A 23,322-nucleotide genomic window follows, 5' to 3' on the forward strand; every position below is an offset into this window, starting at 1 on the left:
CAAGTCGGACCACAGTAGAAAATATGGTCATTCCCGTTCATGGCGGGCAGACCGAGTGGATCGCGGGCACTTGGTGACGAATGCCGATCCACCACAGAGCGGAGGACTCAGAGAATGGCCGGCGCGATGCGCAAGATGGCGGTCTACCTCGGCCTCGTGGAGGACGATGGGTACGACGGCCGGGGCTTCGACCCCGATGACGACTTCGAACCCGAGCCGGAGCCCGAGCGGGATCACCGGCGGCACCAGCCCCCCCGCCAGATGGAGCGCGAGGAGCCGGTGCGAGTGCCGGCGCCGCCCGCCCCGCGTGAGCCGGTCGCCCTGCCTGTCGACAGTGGCCGTCCGGCACGAATCGCCCCCGTGGCATCCATCACACCTGAACGCCCGAGCATGGAGAAGAACGCACCGGTGATCATGCCCAAGGTCGTGTCCGAGCGGGAGCCCTACCGCATCACCACACTGCATCCGCGGACCTACAACGAGGCCCGTACCATCGGGGAACACTTCCGCGAGGGCACCCCGGTGATCATGAACCTCACGGAGATGGACGACACCGATGCGAAGCGACTTGTCGACTTTGCCGCGGGACTCGTCTTCGGTCTCCATGGCAGCATTGAGCGAGTGACGCAGAAGGTGTTCCTGTTGTCGCCTGCTAACGTCGATGTCACGGCGGAAGACAAGGCCCGCATCGCAGAGGGCGGGTTCTTCAACCAGAGCTGAGAAACGACACCGGGAACGACCCGGCCGTAGGGCCGGCTGAGATGGGATCCAGGGGAGAGGGAAGCGCGGGATGAGCGTCGCACTACAGGTGGTCTACATCGCGCTGATGTGCTTCCTTGTCGTCCTGATCTTCCGGCTCGTCATGGACTACGTCTTTCAGTTCGCCCGTTCATGGCAACCCGGCAAGGCGATGGTGGTCGTTCTGGAGGCCACCTACACTGTCACCGATCCACCGCTCAAGCTTCTGCGGCGAGTCATCCCGCCGTTGCGTCTCGGGGGCGTGGCACTCGACCTGTCCTTCTTCGTTCTGATGATCATCGTCTACATCCTGATCTCCATCGTTCGTGGAGTGGGGAACTCGATGTGAGCGATACGGTCCTGCCGACTGCCGACGACTACGTAGAGGTGAAGAAGAGATGCCGCTGACTCCCGAGGACGTGCGGAACAAGCAGTTCACGACCGTCCGCCTCCGAGAAGGCTATGACGAGGACGAGGTCGATGCCTTCCTCGACGAGGTCGAGTCCGAGCTGACCCGTCTGCTCCGTGAGAACGAGGACCTGCGCGCGAAGCTGGCCGCGGCGACCCGTGCGGCCGCCCAGAACCAGCAGCAGGGCATGCGTAAACCTCCGGAGCCGCAGGACGGCCGCGGCCCGGGCGGTCCCGGTGCCCCCGTCCCCGCCGCCATATCCGGACCGCCGGTCCAGCAGCAGCCCCCGCAGATGGGTCCGCCCCAGCTGCCCGGTGGTGCGCCGCAGCTGCCGGCCGGTCCGAGCCACGGTGGCCCTCAGGGCGGCCCGATGGGCCCCGGCCCGATGCAGGGTGGCCCGATGGGGGGCCCGATGGGCGGCCCGATGGGTGGCCCCATGGGCGGCCACGGTGGCCCGCAGGGTCCCGGTCCGATGGGTCAGGGTCCCGGCGGTGACAGCGCCGCGCGCGTTCTGTCCCTTGCCCAGCAGACCGCGGACCAGGCGATCGCGGAGGCCCGTTCCGAGGCCAACAAGATCGTCGGCGAGGCGCGCTCGCGCGCCGAGGGCCTGGAGCGGGACGCCCGCGCCAAGGCCGACGCCCTCGAGCGGGACGCCCAGGAGAAGCACCGCGTCGCGATGGGCTCCCTCGAGTCCGCGCGCGCCACGCTGGAGCGCAAGGTCGAGGACCTGCGGGGCTTCGAGCGCGAGTACCGGACCAGGCTGAAGTCCTACCTGGAGAGCCAGCTGCGTCAGCTGGAGACCCAGGCGGACGACTCCCTGGCCCCGCCGCGCACGCCGGCAGCCGCGTCGCTGCCGCCGTCCCCGGCGCCTTCCATGGCTCCGGCCGGCGCGAGCGCCCCGTCCTACGGCGGCGGCCAGACGATGGGCGGCCACGGCGGCCCCTCGCAGGGCGGCCCGTCGTACGGCGGCCAGCAGCAGATGTCACCGGCGATGACCCAGCCGATGGCGCCGGTGCGGCCGCAGGCGCCGCAGCCGATGCAGCAGGCGCCGTCGCCGATGCGGGGCTTCCTGATCGACGAGGACGACAACTGACGGGGATGCGCGCGAAGCGCGCGTAGCCGTCGGCAGACTGCGGGGCCGGGCCCGGGGTGCGAAATGCACTCCGGGCCCGGCCTTTTGCGTGGGCGTGGGCAGGGCAGGGCATGGCGCGTCGGCGTGGGCGGGCGTGGCCTGCGGGGCTTTTGCCCCACCCCGCCCCTTCCCGTAACCGGGCTCCGCCCGGACCCGGTACCGCGCTTCGCGCGGTGTCCTCAAGCGCCGGAACGGGCTGACGTTGCCCGGCAACTTCAGCCTCGCCGGCGACCCCGGCGCGGGGGCCCGGTGCGGCCCCCGGTTACGGGAAGGGGAGAAGTGGGGGAAAGCGACCGGGCCCGGCCACCTGGGTGGCCGGGCCCGGGGCGGGCGGGGGAGTGCCGTTATGCCTTGCGGAGGCGGAAGGTCAGGAACAGGCCTTCGTCCGTGAACGGGTCGCCGTACGAGCCGTCCGCCTCGCCGTTCGCGAAGTCCGTCGCCAGGACCTCGTCCGCGATCAGGGACGCGTGGTCCGTGAGGGCCGACGTCACCTCCGGGTCCGTCGAGGACCAGCGGAGCGCGATCCGGTCGGCGACGTCGAGGCCGCTGTTCTTGCGGGCCTCCTGGATCAGGCGGATCGCGTCACGGGCCAGACCGGCCCGCCGCAGCTCCGGCGTGATCTCGAGGTCCAGTGCGACCGTCGCGCCCGAGTCGGATGCCACGGACCAGCCCTCGCGCGGGGTCTCCGTGATGATGACCTCCTCCGGCGACAGCGTGATCGTCTCGCCGTTGACCTCGAGCGACGCCTCGCCCGAGCGCAGCGCCAGGGAGAGCGCCGCGGCATCGGCGGCCGCGACCGCCTTCGCCACGTCCTGGACGCCCTTGCCGAAGCGCTTGCCGAGCGCACGGAAGTTCGCCTTCGCGGTCGTGTCGACGAGCGAGCCGCCGACCTCCGAGAGCGAGGCGAGCGAGGAGACGTTCAGCTCCTCCGTGATCTGCGTCTGGAGCTCCTCCGAGAGCGCGGAGAACCCGGACGCGGCCACCAGTGCCCGCGACAGCGGCTGACGGGTCTTGACGCCGGACTCCGCACGCGTCGCGCGTCCCAGCTCGACCAGGCGGCGCACCAGCGCCATCTGCGACGAGAGCGTCGGGTCGATCGCGTCCAGGTCGGGCACCGGCCAGGAGGACAGGTGGACGGACTCCGGGGCGTCCGGCGCCACGGGCACGACCAGGTCCTGCCAGACCCGTTCGGTGATGAACGGGGTCAGCGGGGCCATCAGCCGTGTGACCGTCTCGACCACGTCGTGCAGCGTCCGCAGCGCCGCCGCGTCGCCCTGCCAGAAGCGGCGGCGCGAGCGGCGCACGTACCAGTTCGACAGGTCGTCGACGAAGGCGGAGAGCAGCTTGCCGGCGCGCTGGGTGTCGTACGCCTCCATGGCCTGCGTGACCTGGTCCACGAGCGCGTGCAGCTCGGAGAGCAGCCAGCGGTCCAGGACCGTGCGCTCGGCCGGCGCCGGGTCGGACGCCGAGGGGGCCCAGCCGGACGTACGGGCGTACAGGGCCTGGAAGGCGACCGTGTTCCAGTACGTCAGTAGCGTCTTGCGCACGACTTCCTGGATGGTGCCGTGCCCCACGCGCCGTGCCGCCCACGGGGAGCCGCCTGCTGCCATGAACCAGCGCACCGCGTCCGCGCCGTGCTGGTCCATCAGTGGGATGGGCTGAAGGATGTTGCCCAGGTGCTTGGACATCTTGCGGCCGTCCTCGGCGAGGATGTGGCCGAGGCAGACCACGTTCTCGTACGAGGACTTGTCGAAGACCAGCGTGCCGACGGCCATCAGCGTGTAGAACCAGCCGCGGGTCTGGTCGATCGCCTCCGAGATGAACTGCGCGGGGTAGCGCTTCTCGAAGATCTCCTTGTTCTTGTACGGGTAGCCCCACTGCGCGAACGGCATCGAGCCCGAGTCGTACCAGGCGTCGATGACCTCCGGCACACGCGTCGCGGTGCCGGAGCACTGCGGGCAGGCGAAGGTGACCTCGTCGATGAACGGGCGGTGCGGGTCGAGAGCCGACTGGTCGGTGCCGGTCAGCTCCGTCAGCTCGGCGAGCGAGCCCACGCAGGTGAGGTGGTTCTCCTCGCAGCGCCAGATCGGCAGCGGGGTGCCCCAGTACCGGTTGCGGGAGAGCGCCCAGTCGATGTTGTTGTTGAGCCAGTCGCCGTACCGGCCCTGCTTGACCGAGTCGGGGAACCAGTTGGTGGCCTCGTTCTCCGCGAGCAGCCGGTCCTTGACCGCGGTGGTGCGGATGTACCAGGACGGCTGCGCGTAGTACAGCAGCGCGGTGTGACAGCGCCAGCAATGCGGATAGCTGTGCTCGTACGGGATGTGCCTGAAGAGCAGACCGCGCGCCTGGAGGTCTGCGGTCAGCGCCTCGTCGGCCTTCTTGAAGAAGACGCCGCCGACCAGCGGGACGTCCTCCTCGAAGGTCCCGTCGGGGCGTACCGGATTGACGACGGGCAGGCCGTAGGAGCGGCAGACCTTGAGGTCGTCCTCACCGAAGGCGGGGGACTGGTGGACCAGGCCCGTACCGTCCTCGGTGGTCACGTAGTCGGCGTTGACGACGTAGTGCGCCTCGGCCGGGAACTCGACCAGCTCGAACGGGCGCTGGTAGGTCCAGCGCTCCATCTCCGCACCGGTGAACGTGGTTCCCGTGGCCTCCCAGCCCTCGCCGAGCGCCTTCTCCAGCAGCGGCTCGGCGACGACCAGCTTCTCCTCGCCGTTCGTCGCGACGACGTAGGTGACCGACGGGTGCGCGGCGACCGCGGTGTTGGACACCAGGGTCCACGGAGTCGTCGTCCACACCAGCAGCGCCGCCTCGCCGGCCAGTGGGCCGCTCGTCAGCGGGAAGCGCACGAAGACGGACGGGTCGACGACCGTCTCGTAGCCCTGGGCGAGCTCGTGGTCCGACAGGCCGGTGCCGCAGCGCGGGCACCAAGGGGCGACGCGGTGGTCCTGGACCAACAGGCCCTTGTTGAAGATCTCCTTCAGCGACCACCACACCGACTGGATGTAGTCCGGGTCCATCGTGCGGTACGGGTCGTCCAGGTCGGTCCAGTACCCCATGCGCGTCGTCAGCTCGGCGAACGCGTCCGTGTGCCGGGTCACCGACTCGCGGCACTTGGCGTTGAACTCGGCGATGCCGTATTCCTCGATGTCCTTCTTGCCGGAGAAGCCGAGCTCCTTCTCGACGGCGAGCTCGACCGGCAGACCGTGGCAGTCCCAGCCGGCCTTGCGGCCCACGTGGTATCCGCGCATCGTGCGGAAGCGAGGGAACACGTCCTTGAAGACGCGGGCCTCGATGTGGTGCGCGCCGGGCATGCCGTTCGCCGTGGGCGGTCCCTCGTAGAACACCCACTCGGGGCGGCCCTCGGACTGATCCAGGCTCTTGGCGAAGATCTTGCTCTCGCGCCAGAAGTCGAGCACTGCGTGCTCGAGCGCGGGCAGGTCTACCTGGGCGGGTACCTGACGGTACTGCGGCGGCGTCATCGGCGGTCTCCTCCGGCGGAACTGTTCGTCGGTCCGTCGGAGGGACGAGAGCGCCGACGCTGCGCGGCTCCCGCGGTACCACCCTCCTTGGCGGTGCACAGGACACCGCCCCCTCATTGAGGTCGCGACGCCGGTTCTACCGGCCGCGGATCTCCGCGGCTTTCTTCCGGCGGCTCCGGGGTGATGCTTCACGCCGCGCTCGCCCCCGGGCTCTCACCGTCCCCGGGTCGCTCATGGCTGCGTACGACGCTACTGGTCCCCATCCACGCCTTTCGCTGCGCCCAGTGTAAGGGCCCGTACGGGGAGAGGCCGACCGGTTTTGCCCCGTGCAGCCGTTGACCCGAATGGCCACACAGGGCGCGGCCGGGGTGTGGTGCGGCACAGAGGGCGGATTACTCGGCGGGGAGCTGGGCACAACGGATGCAGGTTCGACTTCTCGCAGCCCGGGACGGGTCCGACCGGCGGCGTGCCCCGTTGCCGCGGCGCTGGGGTCGATTTATCGTCCCAGCACGATTCGCGAGCAAGATCACAATATGTGAAGGGGCCGCGGCCATGGTGGCGAAGAAGACTGCCGAGAAGACGGCGTCCGCGCGTGCCGCCACTGCGGAAGCGACTGAGCGGAAGCCCGCCTCGACGACCACACCCCGGAAGGCCACGAGCAGGTCCGCCGCCACGAAGCCGGCGCGGAAACAGGCGTCGGCCACCGTGGACGCGGTCGACAAGGGAGCGGCGGGCAGGTCCCGGACCTCCGGTAGGGGAACCTCGGCCACCAAGGAGACTCCGGCTCGCAAGAAGGCCGCGGCCAAGGATGTGTCCGACGTCGAAGCCCCGAGAGGGAAGGCCGTTTCCAAGAAGGCGGCCGCCACCAAGGCGGCGGCCAAGAAGGCGGCCGCAGGTGCGCCGGCGTCCACGAAGGCCGCGTCCGACCGGGTGGCACGCAAGCAGACCAAGCCGGGAGGCATGGCCATGGTCGACGAGACGGTCGTCACCGAGTCCGAAGAGGCGACAACGGCCGTCACCGGCCGCGCCGCCAAGAAGGCGGCGGCTGTCACCGAGGCCGCGGCAAAGAAGGCCGGCGCAGGCAAGGGGAAACAGCGCGCCCCGGTGGAGAGGAAGGCGGCAACGAAGACGGCCGGGAAGTCCGTCCGGAAGACCACGGCCCGCAAGGCCGTGAAGAAGCCCGTCCCCGAGGCCGATGTGGTGGCGCCGGGGCAGGTCGACAGGGAGGTCGTCGACAAGTCGACCGCCAGGAGAACCGCGGCCGGCGAGCTCGCCGCCGAGGGGGCGGCAGTGGCCGCGAAGCAGACAGGAGCCAGGACGGTGGCAGCGAAGAAGACCGCGGGCAGGGCATCAGCCGCAGGCGGGAGCGCGGTGGCGGTGTCGACGGCCCGTACAGCGGCCGCGACACCGCCGGGTGAGCTGGCGGTCCGGCCCGGCGAGGACCCATGGACGCAGGAAGAGGTCGACGCGGCCAGGGCCGAGCTCGCGGGCGAGGCGACCCGGCTGACCGACGAGATCACCTCCTCGGAGGCGGCGCTGGCCGGGCTGATGCGGGACTCCGGAGACGGCGCCGGCGACGACGAGGCGGACACCGGGGCGAAGAACATCACCCGCGAGCACGAGATGGCGCTCGCTGCCAACGGCCGGGAGATGCTCGAGCAGACCGAGCGGGCGCTGCAGCGGCTGGACACCGGGACGTACGGCCTCTGCGAGAGCTGCGGCAACCCGATCGGCAAGGCCCGCATGCAGGCGTTCCCGCGCGCGACCCTGTGTGTCGAGTGCAAGCAGAAGCAGGAACGCAGGGGCTGACCTGGCGGAGGCTTGCCGTACCCTCGTCCTCAGTCAGGCACCTAGGTTGAGGGACTCACGTGGCAGAGGCGGAGCGCATCATCGGTACGCCGGATGTTGACGACGAGGCTGCGGCGCCCGCCGAGCAGCCGAAAGGCACACGCAAGATCGCGATGCTGTTCGCGGTGGCGCTCGTGGCCTACGTCCTCGACCTCGGCAGCAAGATGCTCGTGGTGGCCAAGCTGGAGCACCACGAGCCGATCGAGATCATCGGTGATCTGCTGAAGTTCGAGGCGGTTCGGAACCCGGGCGCCGCGTTCGGCATGGGCGAGGCCTTCACGATCATCTTCACCTTCATCGCGGCGACCGTGATCGTCGTGATCGTGCGCCTGGCCCGCAAGCTCTACAGCACTCCCTGGGCCATCGCCCTCGGTCTGCTGCTCGGTGGGGCGCTCGGCAACCTCACGGACCGGATCTTCCGCTCGCCCGGCGTCTTCGAGGGCGCGGTCGTCGACTTCATCGCGCCCGCGCACTTCGCCGTGTTCAACCTCGCGGACTCCGCGATCGTGTGCGGCGGCATCCTCATCGTGCTGCTCTCCTTCAAGGGCCTCGACCCCGACGGGACAGTCCACAAGGACTGACAAGGCATACTCGACGGGTGAGTACGATTCCCGAGATCCGCACCCTGCCCGTACCCGACGGCCTGGAGGGCGAGCGCGTCGACGCCGCCATCTCCCGGATGTTCGGGTTCTCCCGTACGAAGGCGGCCGAGCTTGCCGCTGCCGGGAAGGTGCAGGTCGACGGCTCGGTCGTCGGCAAATCGGAACGCGTGCACGGCGGCGCCTGGCTCGAGGTCGAGATGCCGCAGGCACCCGCCCCCGTGCAGATCGTCGCCGAGCCGGTCGAGGGCATGGAGATCGTGCACGACGACGACGACATCGTCGTGATCGCCAAGCCCGTCGGCGTGGCCGCGCATCCGAGCCCCGGCTGGACCGGCACCACCGTCATCGGCGGGCTCGCGGCGGCGGGCTACCGGATCTCCACCTCGGGGGCCTCCGAGCGGCAGGGCATCGTGCACCGCCTGGACGTGGGCACGTCAGGGCTGATGGTCGTCGCCAAGTCGGAGCGGGCGTACACCCTGCTGAAGCAGCAGTTCCGTGACCGCGTCGTCGACAAGCGCTACCACGCGCTGGTGCAGGGCCACCCCGATCCGATGAGCGGCACGATCGACGCGCCGATCGGCCGGCACCCCAGCCTCGACTACAAGTGGGCGGTCACCGCGGAGGGCAAGCCGTCGGTCACGCACTACGACCTGCTCGAGGCGTTCCGGGCGGCGTCGCTGCTCGACATCAAGCTGGAGACCGGCCGAACCCACCAGATCCGGGTACACATGTCGGCGCACCGCCACCCGTGCGTGGGCGACCTGACGTACGGCGCGGACCCGACGATGGCGAAGCGCCTCGGCCTGACCCGCCAGTGGCTGCACGCGGTACGGCTGGGCTTCGAGCACCCTTCGGACGGGCAGTGGGTGCAGTTCGAGAGCACCTACCCGGACGATCTGCAGCAGGCGCTGGACCGGATTGCGGCGGAGAGCTCGTGAGCACCGCGGAGCGGACGACCGGCGTCACCGTGCGCGTCGCCGTCGGCCCCGACGACCGTGAGGCGTGCTTCGCGGTCCGCAAGGAGGTCTTCGTCGCCGAGCAGCGGGTGCCGGAGGACATCGAGTACGACGCCTATGACGCGGAGGACGCGGACACCGTGCACGTCCTGGCGGTCGGGGCGGACGGCCGGGCGCTCGGCACCGGCCGGCTGCTGCACGGACCGGCCGCGGCCGGCAGGACCGGCGGCGACCCCACGGTCGGCTCGCTCGGCCGGCTCGCGGTGACCAAGTCGGCGCGCGGCCTCGGCGTGGGCGTGGCGCTGGTCCGGGCGATCGAGGGCGCGGCACGGGAGCGGGGCCTGGCCGCCGTCGACCTTCACTCGCAGACCCACGCCCGAGGCTTCTACGAGCGGCTCGGATACACGGCGTACGGCGTGGAGTTCCTGGACGCGGGCATTGCCCACCTGGCCATGCGGCGGCCGCTCCGCGCTTCCTGACGAAGCAGCGGGACGGGTGCCAGGGCCTGTTCCGGCGGCCCGCGTGGCACAGTTGAAGCCTTGATCGTCGGGGTTTCGCACCGCCGGAGGGCACACCGTGGACCAATTGGCGCTGCTCTTCGCGCTGTTGCTCGGAGCCGTGGTGACCGTACCGTTCGGACAGCGGCTGGGGCTGCCCCCGCCGGTGCTGATGACGCTGGCGGGGATCGTCCTCGCCTTCCTGCCCTTCGTGCCGAACGTCGAGGTGCCGCCCGAGTTCATTCTGCCGCTGCTGCTGCCGCCGCTGCTGTACGCGGCCGTGCAGCGCACCTCCTGGCGGCAGTTCACGGCCAACGTCCGGCCGATTCTGCTGCTCGCCGTCGCCCTCGTGTTCGTGACGACCGCGGCGGTGGCCGCCGTCGCGCACGCCGTCGTGCCCGGTCTGCCGATCGCCGCCGCGGTCGCCCTGGGCGCGCTGGTGGCCCCGCCCGACCCGGTCGCGGCGACCGCGGTCGCAGGGCCGCTGGGGCTGCCGCGCCGACTGGTCTCCATCCTCGAGGGCGAGGGCCTCTTCAACGACGTCACGGCCATCGTGCTGTACCACGTGGCCATCGCGGCCGCCGTGACCGGCACGTTCTCGTGGCCCGTCGCCGGGGGTGAGCTCGTGCTGTCCGCGGTCGTCGCGCTGGCCGTTGGACTCGCTCTGGGCTGGCTCTCCAACAAGCTGATGGGCATGCTCGGCGACGCGACCCTGCAGATCGGGCTCACGCTGATGGTGCCGTTCGTCAGCTATGTGCTGGCCGAGGAGCTGAAGGGCTCCGGCGTCCTCGCCGTCCTCGTCACCGCGCTCTTCCTCGCGGAACACGGAGCCGACGCCGACGACGTGATGGGACGCCTGGCGGGCAACACCTTCTGGCAGATCGTCGACACCCTCGTCACCGGGGTCGCGTTCGGGCTCATCGGTCTCGAACTGCACAACGTCTTCGGCACGGCGGACGGGCGGGAGTGGCAGATGCTCGGCTGGGGCGCGGCGGTCGTCGCGGTCGTGGTCGGCGTACGGCTGCTCTGGCTGCTGCCCGCGACCTGGCTCGCCAAGCGACTCCACACCCTGCGCGACATCGACGAGGAGATCCCCGTCAGCTGGCGCGAGACCGTCGTCATGTGGTGGTCGGGGATGCGGGGCGTGGCATCCGTCGCGCTGGCCCTCGCCATTCCGCTGAAGACGCAGGACGGCGCCGGTTTCCCGGGCCGGGAGGAGATCATCTTCATCGCCTTCTCCGTCATCCTGGCCACGCTCGTCGTGCAAGGCCTGACCCTGCCCTGGCTGGTGAAGCGGCTCGGGGTGCAGGCGGACACGGACACGGAGCGGCAGCTGGAGCGCGACCTGGCGATCCGGGTGGCGAAGGCGGCCAAGCGCCGGCTGCGGGAGATCGAGGAGGTGGAGCAACTGCCGGAGGACGTCAGCGAGCGGCTGCTGCGCGGTGCGTACGAGATGGGGGCGCGCATCAGCCCCGAGATCGTGGACGACGAGCGGCGGGAGTGGTTCGCCAAGCGGGCGGACCGGATGCGGACGGTCCAGCGCATCCAGCGGGAGATGATGTCGGCGGCGCGGCACGAGGTGCTGGCGGCGCGCAGTGAGCCGGGGGCGGATCCGGAGGTCGTGGACCGGGTGCTGCGGCACTTGGATGTGCGCAGCCTGCGGTGAGGCCTGACCGGGGCGGGGCCCGCTGCGCGGTGCTGTTCCCCACCCCACCCCACCCCGCCCCTTCCCGAACCGGGGTCTCCGACCCCGGACCCCGGGCCGGGGTCGCCGGCGGGGCTGAAGTCGCCGGGCAACTTCAGCCCGTGCGGGGGCACCTCCCACGGCCGCCAGGCCGTAGGGGGAGAGTGAGGACACCGCGCGGAGCCCCGCGCAGCGGCCCGTCAGCCACGGCCCGTACGTGGGGGCTTCGAGGACGGCTCGCCGTCCAGCGCATAGTCGCCCGCGTTGTTGCTGTGGATCTCCTCCGCGCGCAGCGGCCGGTCGCGGCCGGCCGCCGCGCGGTCCGGCCACTGGCCGTCCGGCGGCAGCGACGCGGCCGACGTCGCGATCCGCGGCAGCGCGTACGGATGCTTCTCGCACAGCCAGGCGATCATCTGCTCCCGCACGACGCAGCGGGCCGTCCAGATGTCGTCCGCGTCCTTCGCGGTCACGACCACGCGCACCTCGATCGTGCTGGGCGTCGTGTCGGTGACGGCGAGACTCCAGTCCCTGCCGTCCCAGGCCTTGCACTCGCCGAGGATCTCCTGCAGCCTCTCGCGCATCAGTGCGACCGGCGCCGAGTGGTCCAGGTGGAAGAAGACCGTCCCGGTCATCTGGGCCCCGCCGCGCGACCAGTTCTCGAACGGCTTGCTCGTGAAGTACGACACAGGCATGGTGATGCGGCGCTCGTCCCAGGTGCGGACGGCCAGGAACGTCAGCGTGACCTCCTCGACGACGCCCCACTCGCCGTCCACCACCACCGTGTCGCCGATGCGGACCATGTCGCCGAAGGCGATCTGGAAGCCGGCGAAGAGGTTTCCGAGCGTGGACTGCGCGGCGACACCGGCGACGATGCCGATGATGCCCGCGGAGGCCAGCATCGAGGCGCCGAACTTCTCCATCCCGGGGAATGTCAGCAGCATCGCCGCGGCCGCCACCACCACGACGACCGCCGTGACGATCCGCACGATCAGGGTGATCTGGGTCCGCACCCGGCGGACCCGGGCGGGATCGCGGGTCGAGGACGCGTAGCGGGCGTAGGACGACTCGACGACCGCGGAGACGATCCGCGTCACCAGCCATGCGCTCGCGCCGATCAGCACCAGCGAGAGCACATGGCCGATGCCGGATTGGTGGCGCTGGACGAGCGACCAGTGCGTCTCGCGGTAGCCGGCTCGCAGCAGCGCCCCGAGCAGTACGACCTGCAGCGGCAGGCGGCATCGGCGCAGCATGCCCCACAGCGGGGTCTCGGGGTGGTGTTCGTCCGCGCGGCGCAGCAGACGGTCGACAGCCCAGCCGAGAACCAGTGTGAGCAGGACCGCTCCACCGATGACGGCCAACGGGCGCAAGGCGTTCTCCATGTCTCCGTAACTCCTGATGGCGAAGGCGGCTGGCAGGATGGCCGGATGAACGTCATCCTTTTCCATTCGACCTTCGGTCTGCGTCCGGCGGTGCACGCCGCCGCGGACCGGCTGCGTGCCGCCGGGCACGAGGTTCGCGTGCCCGACCTGTTCGACGGGCAAACCGCCGAGAGCGTGGAGGAGGGCAGGGAGCTCAGGGAGGCTGTCGGCACGGACGAATTGCTGCGGCGGGCGATCCACGCCGCAGCGCCCCTTTCCGATGAGGGCCTTGTCTACGCCGGGTTCTCGCTCGGCGGCGCGGTCGCGCAGAATCTGGCGCTCGGCGACGAGAAGGCGCGCGGGCTGCTGCTTCTGCACGGCACCTCCGACATGGCGGAGGGCGCGCGGGCGGACGATCTGCCCGTGCAGTTGCACGTCGCCAGCCCCGACCCCTTCGAGCCCGACGACTGGCTGAACACCTGGTACCTGCAGATGCAGCAGGCGGGCGCGGACGTGGAGGTCCACCGTTACCCGGGTGCCGGGCATCTCTACACCGACCCCGAACTGCCGGACTACGACGAGGAAGCGGCCGAGCAGACCTGGCGGACGGCGCTCGGGTTCCTCGACTCACTCTGAGCGGCAGCGGGGCGGCGGACGGAACCGCCCGGCACGCTCGTGGCGCGCCGGGCGACGGGAGTCCCTGGCGGCCCGGTCAGCCGCGGTAGGCCGCCCAGTGGTCCTTCATCCGCTGCACCTGGCCCGAGGTGAACTGGTACATGCAGGCGTCGTACGTGTAGTCCATGAAGTTGTGGATCGGGTCCGCACCGGTCTTGTTGGCGCAGGTGTCACGGCCGGTCGGGCAGGCGTATGCGGGGCTCTTCTCGGCGGGGGTGTCGGTCACGTAGTCGCCGTTGCCGTTACAGCCGCCCTGGAAGGTGTGGTAGAGGCCCATCCAGTGGCCGACCTCGTGAGTGGCGGTGTCGCCCTCGTCGTAGTTGGTGGCGGAGCCGCCGGGGAGCGAGGTGTCGAGGACCACCACACCGTCCATGGACGGGCTGGAGTTGTAGGAGGACGGGAAGGTCGCCCACCCGAGCAGGCCGCCGCCGAGATTGGCCGTGTAGAAGTTGAGCGCGCCCGCGTCGCCCTTGCGCAGCGTGGACTTCATCTGCTTCTCGGCGGTGGAGCCCGAGGACAGGTTGTACCAGGAGGCGTTGTCGGTGTAGTCGGTGCCGGCCAGCGTGAACTGGAAGCCGGAGTCGACGTTTCCGGTGCCCTGGCCGGCGTAGGCCGCGTTGAGCACCGCGAGCTGGCTGTTGATCTGGGCGCTGGAGAGCTTGCCGGTCTCGCCGTCGTGGATGACGTGGAAGTAGACCGGGATGCTGGTCGCGGCGGCGGCCTGGATTTCTGGGCCGCTCCTACGGGCGGCGTCCAGTCTCTTCTTCAGGTCCGCGTCCATGGCCTTGGCCTTGGCCTCGGAGATCTCGTTGGGCTCGTGGGCGTGACCGGCGCCGGGACGTGTCTCACGTGCGGCGGCGTGCGCGTGGGTGTCCTCCCCGCAGTGCTCCGCGGTGGAAGACGCCGGTGCCGCGGACGATGTGGCGGCGGCGACGCTGCCGGGAGCGGAGAGCGGGGCGAGGGCCAGGGTTCCGGCCATGATCGCCGTACCGACTGCACGGTGGCGCAGTCGGGGGGATATACGGGCAAGAGCGCGCATTACGTCTCCTCGCGGGGGGTTGTGAAAGGGCCTTTCCTGGCCACCGCGGGGAGATTACGGGTGCATGTCAGATCTTGATGAGGACTCTTCAGGCCCAATCAATCCAGGGGCGATTGCGGACATCGGGAAGAAAGGTTTCGGTCATGTCCGGGGTGTGAGATCAGCCAGTAACGAGAGCACTGACGACGACGGGTGGTGTGTCCGCATTCATGGTGCGGAACACGCCACCCGTCGTAGCGATGTGATCTCCTGTTAACAGTGTGGCGAGTGGCTGGAAATCACCCCTAGCGCACCGGCTGGTTCACGCGCTCGACCTTCTGCGTTCCACTGAGCGTCCGGTAGGAGCGGGACCACGTGGACGTTGCGTCCTGCTTCGTCCGGTCGGAGATCGTGTAGTAGTCCATCTGCGAGCGCTCGGCGGTGACGTCCAGCACGCCGTAGCCGTGCCCGTCCATGTCCACCCACTTCACATGGCGGTTGGCCGCACGCACGGCCGCCGACGCGACCAGCGAGACGGTCCCCGGCGCCACATGGAGGATGTCGTCCAGGTTGTCGGAGCTCACCGACGTCACCACGAACTCCGTGGCGGCGGAGCGAGAGAGCGGGTACGTCGCCGCCTTGGCCGGGACGTCGTTCGCCCACGCCATGTGGATGTCGCCGGTGAGGAAGACCGTGTTCTCGATACCGCGCTGCGTCAGATGCGTCAGCAGCTCCTTGCGGTCGTCCGTGTAGCCGTCCCACTGGTCGATGTTGACGGCAAGCCCCTCCTTGGGCAGACCCATCAATTCGGCCAGCGGCGCCAGCAGATGGGCGGGAAGCGAGCCGAAGGCCACCGGCGAGATCATCACCGAGGTGCCGACCAGCTGCCACGACGCGTCCGAGGCCGAGAGCCCCGCCTTCAGCCAGTCCAGCTGCGCTCGCCCGGTGAGCGAGCGGTCCGGGTCGTCGACGTCGCCGTTGCCTATGCCCGTCTGCTGGGAACGGAACGACCGCAGGTCCAGCAGGTGCAAGTCGGCCAGGCTGCCGAAGCGGAGCCTGCGGTAGACGGTGCCCTCGGTCGAGGCGCGGACGGGCATCCACTCGAAGTACGCCTGTTTGGCCGCGGCGGCCCTGGCCGCCCACTCTCCCTCGGCGCCGGGTGTGTGGTTCTCCGCGCCGCCCGCCCAGGCGTCGTTGGCGAACTCGTGGTCGTCCCATATCGCGATCACGGGGTGCGCGGCGTGCATCGCCTGCAGGTCGGGGTCCGTCTTGTAAGTGGCGTGCCGGAGCCGGTAGTCGGCGAGCGTCACGATCTCGTGCCGCGGCTCGTGCTGCCGTACGGCGTACTCCTCCGCGGGGTACCCGCCGGTCGCGTACTCGTATATGTAGTCGCCGAGATGCAGGACCGCGTCGAGATCCGTACGGGCCGCCAGGTGACGGTAGGCGGAGAACCAGCCGGACTCCCAGTTGGCGCACGACACCACGCCGAAGCGCACCCCGGGCGCGGCCGCGTCCGGGGCGGGCGCGGTGCGGGTGCGTGCGACGGGGGAGACGGCGACGCCCGCGGTGAAGCGGTAGAAGTAGGAGGTCCCGGGGCGCAGGCCGCGCACGTCCACCTTGACGGTGTGGTCGGAGGCCGCCTTCGAGGTGGTGGTGCCGCGTGCGACGACCCGGGCGAACCCCCGGTCCTCCGCGACCTCCCAGGCGACGTCGGTGTCGGCACCCCTGCCGGAGCCGGGTATCGCGTCGGTGCTCGGGGTGACGCGGGTCCACAGGAGTACGCCGTCGGGCAACGGGTCGCCCGAGGCGGTGCCGTGGAGGAAGGCGGGGCCCTGGTCCGCCGCTGTGGCGGGGGAGACGAGGGAGCCGAGAACGGGTGCGGCGACGGCGGTGGCGGCAGCGGCTCTGACGACCGTGCGGCGACTGGGAGTTGAGGAGAATCGACTGGTCACGGCCGATCAGACTACTGACCAGTACGCCGAATGGGCGGGCGAACCGGGAAAGTTCGCCCGCCCATTCGAAGCGGTCCACCTGAGTGTTGCCGTCCTGACCGCCGGCGGCGGCCGACCGGAGGGCGGCGATCAGCCCTTGAGCGCCTTGTCGATCGCCGTGGTGAACTCCTTCACCGTCATGGGCGCGTTGTCGCTGCCCTCCGCGGTGACCTTCTTGCCGTCCATCATCAGCGTCGGCGTGCCCTGGACGCCGCTCTTGTCGAACGTCTCCGACATCTTCATCGCCCAGGCGTCGAACGTACCGTCCTCGACGTTCTTCTTGAACTCGGCGTTGCTCTTGAGGGCGGGGACCGCGTCGGCGACCTCGAGGAGGTAGGAGTCCTTGGCGAACTTGTCGTCGTTCTCCTCGGGGTGGAACTCGGCGGAGTACAGCGCCGACTTGTACGCGAGGAAGGCGTCGGGGCTCACGTTCAGGGCCGCGCCGAGCGCGCTGAGCGCGTTCTTGGAGCCCTCGCCGTTGGTGGCGTTGTCGATGAAGGTGGCGCCGACGTACTTGATCCTGTACTTGCCGGCCTCGACGTCCTTGTCGACCGTCTCGCCGACCGCCTGCTCGAAGGTCGCGCAGACCGGGCAGCGCGAGTCCTCGTACAGCTCCAGGGTCTTCTTCGCGCTGTCCTTGCCGACGACAACGGTCGTGCCGTTCTTGCCCTCGGTGTTCTTCGGCGCGGTGACGTTCGACTCCTTGGCCACCGATTCCCAGTGGCCCGGCTTGTTCGCCTGCATGATGCCGTAACCGACACCGCCGGCGACCGCGAGCACCACGATCACCGAACCGATGACGACCAGCTGCCGGCGGACCTTGTCCTTCTTGGCCTGACGCTCGCGCTCCTGGCGCATCCGCTCGCGTGCCGCCGCCTTGTTGGCCTGGCTGTTGCGATTGCTCATGATCATTCACTCCGTGCGGGGACGTAAAAAAGGGAAGGGGACTTGCTGTTCAGGCGCAGAGCGCGACCGAAAGCGGCGGTCCCCTCCGTCCCACGGAGTGCACCAGCAGACGGGTACGGGAAGAGCGGGGCGCGTACTGCTCCGGGAACCGTGCCCGGCGACGGGGCCCGGGGGTGTGCACCGCGGCGACCGCCAGGAGCAGCGGCCGGAAAGCGAACGTGCCCACCGCGCGCACCAGTGCCGCCAGAGCCGACTCACCGCGACGCAGCCATGCCGCCGCGATCAGGCCGACCGCCACATGGACGGCGAGCAGCAGCCAGGGCTGGGCGGGGTCGGGGGTGCTGAGCAGGGCCGCGAGCCCCTGCTGGTCGGCGGGCGCGGGAACACCCGGCAGTGCTGAGCCGACCTCGCCGCCTCCGCAGAGCAGGTCGAAGCCGAACGACCGCAGCGAACCGGCGACCGGTCCGCCCGCTGGGCCGTAACAGACGTGCTGGCCGGTGGTGAAGACCGTGTCCGCGGCAAGCTCCAGCGGGATCAGCAGTCCGGCGATGCGCCAGAACCCCCGCTCGCGGCACGCCAGCGCGAAGGCGACGGCGAAGACCGCGGCGGCGAGGGCGGCGACGGTGGCCAGCGGCAGGGGAGCGCGGGAGAGCAGCACATGGGCGGCGGCGGACAGCGTCACGACCAGTGCCGTGAAGATCGCTGCCCGCAGCGCTCTGAGCCGCGTCCCGGACGTGTCCATCGTCGCCGAGTGTGTCATGCGTTTCTTAAGAGGCTCTTAAAGAGGTCCCCAGGCCTCTCGAGGAGGGTTCCGGCCGTCGCCTAAAGGCCCGGGATCCGACCGTTGCGGAACAGGTCGACGAAGATCTGGTGGTCGGCGCGCGCCCTGGCGCCGTAGCTGTGCGCGAAGTCGACCAGCAGGTCGCCGAAGCCCTCCTCGTCCGCCGCGATGGCCGCGTCGATGGCCCGCTCCGTGGAGAAGGGCACGAGCGAGTGGCCGCTCTCGTCGTCCGCCGCCGAGTGCATCGTCGCCGTCGCCCGGCCGAGGTCGGCGACGACCGCCGCGATCTCCTCCGTGTCGTCGATGTCGGACCAGTCCAGATCCACCGCGTACGGCGAGATCTCGGCGACCAGTTGACCGGAGTTGTCCAGCTCGGTCCAGCCGAGCCACGGGTCGGCATGGGCCTGGAGGGCGCGCTGGGAGATCACCGTGCGGTGACCCTCGTGCTGAAAGTAACCGCGCACCTCGGGGTCGGTGATGTGCCGGGAGACAGCAGGGGTCTGCGCCTGCTTCATGTAGATCACCACATCGTTCTCGAGGGCGTCGCTGTTGCCCTCCAGCAGGATGTTGTACGAAGGCAGGCCGGCCGAGCCGATGCCGATGCCGCGGCGGCCCACGACGTCCTTGACCCGGTAGGAGTCCGGGCGGGTCAGGCTCGAGTCGGGCAGCGTCTCCAGATAGCCGTCGAAGGCGGCCAGCACCTTGTACCGGGTGGCCGCGTCCAGCTCGATCGAACCGCCGCCCCAGGCGAACCGGCGCTCGAAGTCACGGATCTCCGTCATCGAGTCCAGCAGCGAGAACCGGGTCAGCGAGCGGGCGACGCGCAGGGCGCCGAGCAGCGGTCCGTCCGCGGTGTCGAGGGTGAACGGCGGCACCTCGTCGTTCTTGGCGCCGGTCGCCAGGGCGTGGATGCGCTCCCGGTACGCGGCGGCGCAGATCCGCACCAGCTCGGTGATCTGGTCGTCGCTCAGCGCCTTGGTGTAGCCGATCAGGGCCAGCGAGGCGGCCAGCCGCTTGAGGTCCCAGGTGAAGGGGCCGACATAGGCCTCGTCGAAGTCGTTGACATTGAAGATCAGCCGGCCGTTGGCGTCCATGTACGTGCCGAAGTTCTCCGCGTGGAGATCGCCGTGGATCCACACCCGGCCGGTCCGCTCGTCGAGGAACGGCCCGCCGTGCTGCTCCTGCTCCAGGTCCTTGTAGAACAGGCACGCCGTGCCCCGGTAGAAGGCGAACGCCGACGCCGCCATCTTGCGGAACTTGACCCGGAAGGCGGCCGGGTCGGCCGCCAGGAGCTCGCCGAAGGCGGTCTCGAATACGGCGAGGATCTCCTCGCCGCGCTGCTCGGCGGTGTGCTGCGGGACCGGCATCGGGGGGTGCCTCCTGGTGCGTGCATGCGGGACAGTATTTCCGCACCCTCCAACGCACGAAGGTACGCGGGAGTGCCCGCCCGGCCCCCGCCCGGCGCCCCGGCAGCCGCCTCCTCGAGGGGCGACGCCAGGTGGTTTTCCCCCGGGGTGTCAGTGCGGCGACGTAGACTTCCACGCTGTCCCCCAGACTGCCCGCAGCCTGGCGCCCACTGTTCTTCGGAGGCCCGCCGCCGTGACCAAGCCGCCCTTCACGCACCTTCACGTACACACCCAGTACTCGCTGCTGGACGGTGCCGCGCGGCTCAAGGACATGTTCGATGCGTGCAACGAGATGGGCATGTCGCACATCGCCATGTCGGACCACGGCAACCTCCACGGGGCGTACGACTTCTTCCACTCCGCGAAGAAGGCCGGAGTGACTCCGATCATCGGCATCGAGGCCTATGTCGCGCCCGAGTCCCGGCGGAACAAGCGCAAGATCCAGTGGGGCCAGCCGCACCAGAAGCGGGACGACGTCTCCGGCTCCGGCGGCTACACCCACAAGACCATCTGGGCGGCGAACGCGTCCGGCCTGCACAACCTGTTCCGCCTCTCCTCCGACGCGTACGCGGAGGGCTGGCTGCAGAAGTGGCCTCGGATGGACAAGGAGACCATCTCCAAGTGGTCGGAAGGGCTGATCGCCTCCACCGGCTGCCCCTCCGGCGAGCTGCAGACCAGGCTGCGCCTCGGCCAGTTCGACGAGGCCCTGAAGTCCGCCTCCGAGTACCAGGACATCTTCGGCAAGGACCGGTACTTCCTGGAGCTGATGGACCACGGCATCGAGATCGAGCGCCGCGTCCGCGACGGGCTGCTGGAGATCGGCAAGAAGCTGGGCATTCCGCCCCTGGTGACCAACGACTCCCACTACACGTACGCGCACGAGGCGACCGCCCACGACGCGCTGCTGTGCATCCAGACCGGAAAGAACCTCTCCGACCCCGACCGCTTCAAGTTCGACGGCACCGGTTACTACCTGAAGTCGACCGACGAGATGTACGCGATCGACTCCTCGGACGCCTGGCAGGAGGGCTGCCGCAACACCCTGCTGGTGGCCCAGCAGGTCGACACCGCCGGCATGTTCGAGAAGCGCGACCTCATGCCGAAGTTCGACATCCCCGAGGGCCACACCGAGGTCACCTGGTTCAAGGAGGAAGTGCGGCGCGGCATGGAGCGCCGCTACCCCGGCGGCATTCCCGAGGACCGCCAGAAGCAGGTCGAGTACGAGATGGACGTCATCATCCAGATGGGGTTCCCGGGGTACTTCCTCGTCGTCGCCGACTTCATCATGTGGGCCAAGAACCAGGGCATCGCGGTCGGCCCCGGCCGAGGCTCCGCGGCCGGTTCGATCGTCGCGTACGCCATGGGCATCACCGACCTCGACCCCATCCCGCACGGCCTGATCTTCGAGCGGTTCCTCAATCCCGAGCGCGTCTCCATGCCCGATGTCGACATCGACTTCGACGAGCGCAGGCGCGTCGAGGTGATCAGGTACGTGACGGAGAAGTACGGCGCCGACAAGGTCGCCATGATCGGCACCTACGGCAAGATCAAGGCGAAGAACGCCATCAAGGACTCCGCCCGCGTCCTCGGCTACCCGTACGCGATGGGAGACCGGCTCACCAAGGCCATGCCCGCCGATGTCCTCGGCAAGGGCATCGACCTCAACGGCATCACCGACCCCTCGCACCCGCGCTACAGCGAGGCCGGCGAGATCCGCGGGATGTACGAGAACGAACCGGATGTGAAGAAGGTCATCGACACCGCCAAGGGTGTCGAGGGCCTGGTCCGGCAGATGGGCGTGCACGCCGCCGGCGTGATCATGTCCAGCGAGACCATCACCGAGCATGTCCCCGTGTGGGTCAGGCACACCGACGGTGTGACCATCACCCAGTGGGACTACCCGCAGTGCGAGTCGCTCGGGCTGCTGAAGATGGACTTCCTCGGCCTGCGCAACCTCACGATCATGGACGACGCCATCAAGATGGTGAAGTCCAACAAGGGCATCGACCTGGAGATGCTCTCCCTCCCGCTCGACGACCCCAAGACCTTCGAGCTGCTCCAGCGCGGCGACACCCTCGGTGTCTTCCAGTTCGACGGCGGACCCATGCGGTCCCTGCTGCGGCTGATGAAGCCCGACAACTTCGAAGACATCTCCGCCGTGTCCGCGCTCTACCGCCCGGGCCCGATGGGAATGAACTCCCACACGAACTACGCGCTGCGCAAGAACAAGCAGCAGGAGATCACGCCGATCCACCCCGAGCTGGAGGAGCCGCTCGAGGAGGTCCTCGCGGTCACCTACGGCCTGATCGTCTACCAGGAGCAGGTCCAGAAGGCCGCCCAGATCATCGCGGGGTACTCGCTCGGCGAAGCCGACATCCTGCGCCGCGTCATGGGCAAGAAGAAGCCCGACGAGCTGGCGAAGAACTTCGTCCTCTTCCAGAAGGGCGCCCGGGAGAAGGGCTACAGCGACGAGGCCATCCAGGCCCTGTGGGACGTGCTGGTCCCCTTCGCCGGATACGCGTTCAACAAGGCGCACTCCGCCGCCTACGGCCTCGTCTCCTACTGGACGGCGTACCTCAAGGCGAACCACCCCGCCGAGTACATGGCGGCGCTGCTCACTTCGGTCAAGGACGACAAGGACAAGTCGGCCGTCTATCTGAACGAGTGTCGCCGCATGGGCATCAAGGTGCTGCCGCCCAATGTGAACGAGTCCATGTCGAACTTCGCCGCACAGGGCGACGACGTGATCCTCTTCGGCCTCACCGCCGTGCGCAACGTCGGCCAGAACGTGGTCGAGTCGATCATCAAGTCGCGCAAGGCGAAGGGGAAGTACAGTTCCTTCCCCGACTTCCTCGACAAGGTCGAGGCCGTCGTCTGCAACAAGCGGACCATCGAGTCCCTCATCAAGGCCGGTGCCTTCGACGAGATGGGCCACACCCGCAAGGGCCTGGTCGCCCACCACGAGCCGATGATCGACAACGTGGTGGCCGTCAAGCGCAAGGAGGCGGAGGGCCAGTTCGACCTCTTCGGCGGCATGGGCGAGGAGGAGAACGACGAGCCGGGCTTCGGGCTCGACGTCGAGTTCTCCGACGTCGAATGGGACAAGTCGTATCTCCTCGCGCAGGAGCGCGAGATGCTCGGACTGTACGTCTCCGACCACCCGCTCTTCGGTATCGAGCACGTCCTGTCGGACAAGGCGGACGCTGCCATCTCCCAGCTCACCGGCGGTGAGCACGCGGACGGCGCGGTCGTCACCATCGGCGGCATCATCTCCGGTCTGCAGCGCAAGATGACCAAGCAGGGCAACGCCTGGGCCATCGCCACCGTCGAGGACCTGGCCGGCTCTATCGAGTGCATGTTCTTCCCGGCGACGTACCAGCTGGTGTCGACGCAGCTCGTCGAGGACACGGTGGTCTTCGTCAAGGGACGGCTCGACAAGCGTGAGGACATCCCGCGGCTGGTGGCGATGGAGCTGATGGTCCCCGACCTGTCGTCCGCCGGCACCAACGCCCCGGTGGTCGTGACCATCCCGACCGTCAAGGTCACCCCGCCGATGGTCACCCGCCTCGGCGAGATCCTCAGCCACCACAAGGGCAACACCGAGGTGCGGATCAAGCTCCAGGGCCCCCGCAAGACCACGGTGCTCCGGCTCGACCGGCATCGCGTCCAGCCGGACCCCGCGCTCTTCGGCGACCTCAAGGTCCTGCTCGGCCCGTCCTGCCTGGCGGGCTGACCGGCCCCGCCTGACGCACGCGCCCCCGCCCGCTCACGCACGCGCCCGCCGCCCGCTCACGCACCCGCCGGCCGCCCGCTCACGCACCCGCCGCACGCGCCGGCCG

General features: G+C 69.6%; 17 protein-coding genes. 10 read left to right on the plus strand and 7 right to left on the minus strand.

Going from position 1 to position 23,322, the window contains the following annotated elements:
- The first annotated feature begins 114 nt into the window (after positions 1-114).
- The 3 genes from ACIQ7Q_RS18775 (at position 115) to ACIQ7Q_RS18785 (ending at position 2,240) form a co-directional block, all read left to right on the plus strand.
- On the plus strand, positions 115-720 hold the full coding sequence (locus ACIQ7Q_RS18775) for a cell division protein SepF (protein WP_403862784.1): 606 nt from the start codon (positions 115-117) through the stop codon (positions 718-720).
- 70 nt (positions 721-790) lie between these two features.
- The gene (locus tag ACIQ7Q_RS18780; protein ID WP_403862787.1) at positions 791-1,087 is read left to right on the plus strand and encodes a YggT family protein; all 297 of its coding nucleotides are present in this window, start codon (positions 791-793) and stop codon (positions 1,085-1,087) included.
- 49 nt (positions 1,088-1,136) lie between these two features.
- Positions 1,137-2,240, plus strand: coding sequence for a DivIVA domain-containing protein (locus ACIQ7Q_RS18785; RefSeq protein ID WP_403862790.1), 1,104 nt, complete (start codon positions 1,137-1,139; stop codon positions 2,238-2,240).
- A 383-nt stretch (positions 2,241-2,623) separates the two neighbouring features.
- Here the strand turns inward: ACIQ7Q_RS18785 and ileS are convergent, their stop codons facing one another.
- Positions 2,624-5,761, minus strand: a complete 3,138-nt coding sequence (gene ileS / locus ACIQ7Q_RS18790; RefSeq protein ID WP_403862793.1) for an isoleucine--tRNA ligase — start codon at positions 5,759-5,761, stop codon at positions 2,624-2,626.
- Between the two features lie 552 nt (positions 5,762-6,313).
- Here ileS and ACIQ7Q_RS18795 point away from each other — a divergent pair.
- The 5 genes from ACIQ7Q_RS18795 to ACIQ7Q_RS18815 all read left to right on the plus strand — a co-directional run bounded on the left by ACIQ7Q_RS18795 (position 6,314) and on the right by ACIQ7Q_RS18815 (position 11,330).
- Positions 6,314-7,570 carry a TraR/DksA family transcriptional regulator gene (locus ACIQ7Q_RS18795; protein ID WP_403862796.1) on the plus strand — a complete coding sequence of 419 codons (1,257 nt, stop codon included), beginning with the start codon at positions 6,314-6,316 and terminating at the stop codon, positions 7,568-7,570.
- A 59-nt stretch (positions 7,571-7,629) separates the two neighbouring features.
- Positions 7,630-8,190 carry a signal peptidase II gene (lspA, locus tag ACIQ7Q_RS18800; RefSeq protein ID WP_403862798.1) on the plus strand — a complete coding sequence of 187 codons (561 nt, stop codon included), beginning with the start codon at positions 7,630-7,632 and terminating at the stop codon, positions 8,188-8,190.
- Between the two features lie 17 nt (positions 8,191-8,207).
- The gene (locus tag ACIQ7Q_RS18805; RefSeq protein ID WP_403862801.1) at positions 8,208-9,149 is read left to right on the plus strand and encodes an RluA family pseudouridine synthase; all 942 of its coding nucleotides are present in this window, start codon (positions 8,208-8,210) and stop codon (positions 9,147-9,149) included.
- On the plus strand, positions 9,146-9,646 hold the full coding sequence (locus ACIQ7Q_RS18810) for a GNAT family N-acetyltransferase (protein ID WP_403862804.1): 501 nt from the start codon (positions 9,146-9,148) through the stop codon (positions 9,644-9,646). The genes ACIQ7Q_RS18805 and ACIQ7Q_RS18810 overlap by 4 nt, the downstream gene beginning before the upstream one ends.
- A 97-nt stretch (positions 9,647-9,743) precedes the next feature.
- On the plus strand, positions 9,744-11,330 hold the full coding sequence (locus ACIQ7Q_RS18815; protein ID WP_403862806.1) for a Na+/H+ antiporter: 1,587 nt from the start codon (positions 9,744-9,746) through the stop codon (positions 11,328-11,330).
- Between the two features lie 218 nt (positions 11,331-11,548).
- Here ACIQ7Q_RS18815 and ACIQ7Q_RS18820 read toward each other — a convergent pair whose 3' ends face one another.
- Positions 11,549-12,727: a mechanosensitive ion channel family protein gene (locus ACIQ7Q_RS18820; RefSeq protein WP_403862809.1), complete on the minus strand. Its 1,179-nt coding sequence runs from the start codon at positions 12,725-12,727 to the stop codon at positions 11,549-11,551.
- 45 nt (positions 12,728-12,772) lie between these two features.
- Here ACIQ7Q_RS18820 and ACIQ7Q_RS18825 point away from each other — a divergent pair, with 45 nt between their 5' ends.
- Complete coding sequence (locus ACIQ7Q_RS18825; protein ID WP_403862812.1) at positions 12,773-13,342, plus strand: dienelactone hydrolase family protein; 570 nt, start codon at positions 12,773-12,775, stop codon at positions 13,340-13,342.
- A 76-nt stretch (positions 13,343-13,418) separates the two neighbouring features.
- Here ACIQ7Q_RS18825 and ACIQ7Q_RS18830 read toward each other — a convergent pair whose 3' ends face one another.
- The 5 genes from ACIQ7Q_RS18830 to ACIQ7Q_RS18850 form a co-directional block, all read right to left on the minus strand.
- On the minus strand, positions 13,419-14,420 hold the full coding sequence (locus ACIQ7Q_RS18830; protein WP_403862814.1) for a zinc metalloprotease: 1,002 nt from the start codon (positions 14,418-14,420) through the stop codon (positions 13,419-13,421).
- 284 nt (positions 14,421-14,704) lie between these two features.
- The gene (locus tag ACIQ7Q_RS18835) at positions 14,705-16,351 is read right to left on the minus strand and encodes an alkaline phosphatase D family protein (protein ID WP_403862817.1); all 1,647 of its coding nucleotides are present in this window, start codon (positions 16,349-16,351) and stop codon (positions 14,705-14,707) included.
- Positions 16,352-16,480: 129 nt separating this feature from the next.
- Entirely contained in the window at positions 16,481-17,296 is an 816-nt protein-coding gene (locus ACIQ7Q_RS18840; protein WP_403862820.1) for a DsbA family protein, read from the minus strand.
- Positions 17,297-17,345: 49 nt separating this feature from the next.
- On the minus strand, positions 17,346-18,038 hold the full coding sequence (locus tag ACIQ7Q_RS18845; protein WP_403862824.1) for a hypothetical protein: 693 nt from the start codon (positions 18,036-18,038) through the stop codon (positions 17,346-17,348).
- A gap of 80 nt (positions 18,039-18,118) precedes the next feature.
- The gene (locus tag ACIQ7Q_RS18850; RefSeq protein ID WP_403862827.1) at positions 18,119-19,444 is read right to left on the minus strand and encodes a DUF2252 domain-containing protein; all 1,326 of its coding nucleotides are present in this window, start codon (positions 19,442-19,444) and stop codon (positions 18,119-18,121) included.
- A 232-nt stretch (positions 19,445-19,676) separates the two neighbouring features.
- On the opposite strand from ACIQ7Q_RS18850, the gene dnaE reads away from it, so the two are divergent.
- On the plus strand, positions 19,677-23,216 hold the full coding sequence (dnaE, locus tag ACIQ7Q_RS18855) for a DNA polymerase III subunit alpha (protein ID WP_403862830.1): 3,540 nt from the start codon (positions 19,677-19,679) through the stop codon (positions 23,214-23,216).
- Positions 23,217-23,322 lie beyond the last annotated feature (106 nt).

It is taken from the genome of Streptomyces sp. NPDC096176, assembly GCF_044763255.1.
Taxonomy (GTDB): domain Bacteria; phylum Actinomycetota; class Actinomycetes; order Streptomycetales; family Streptomycetaceae; genus Streptomyces.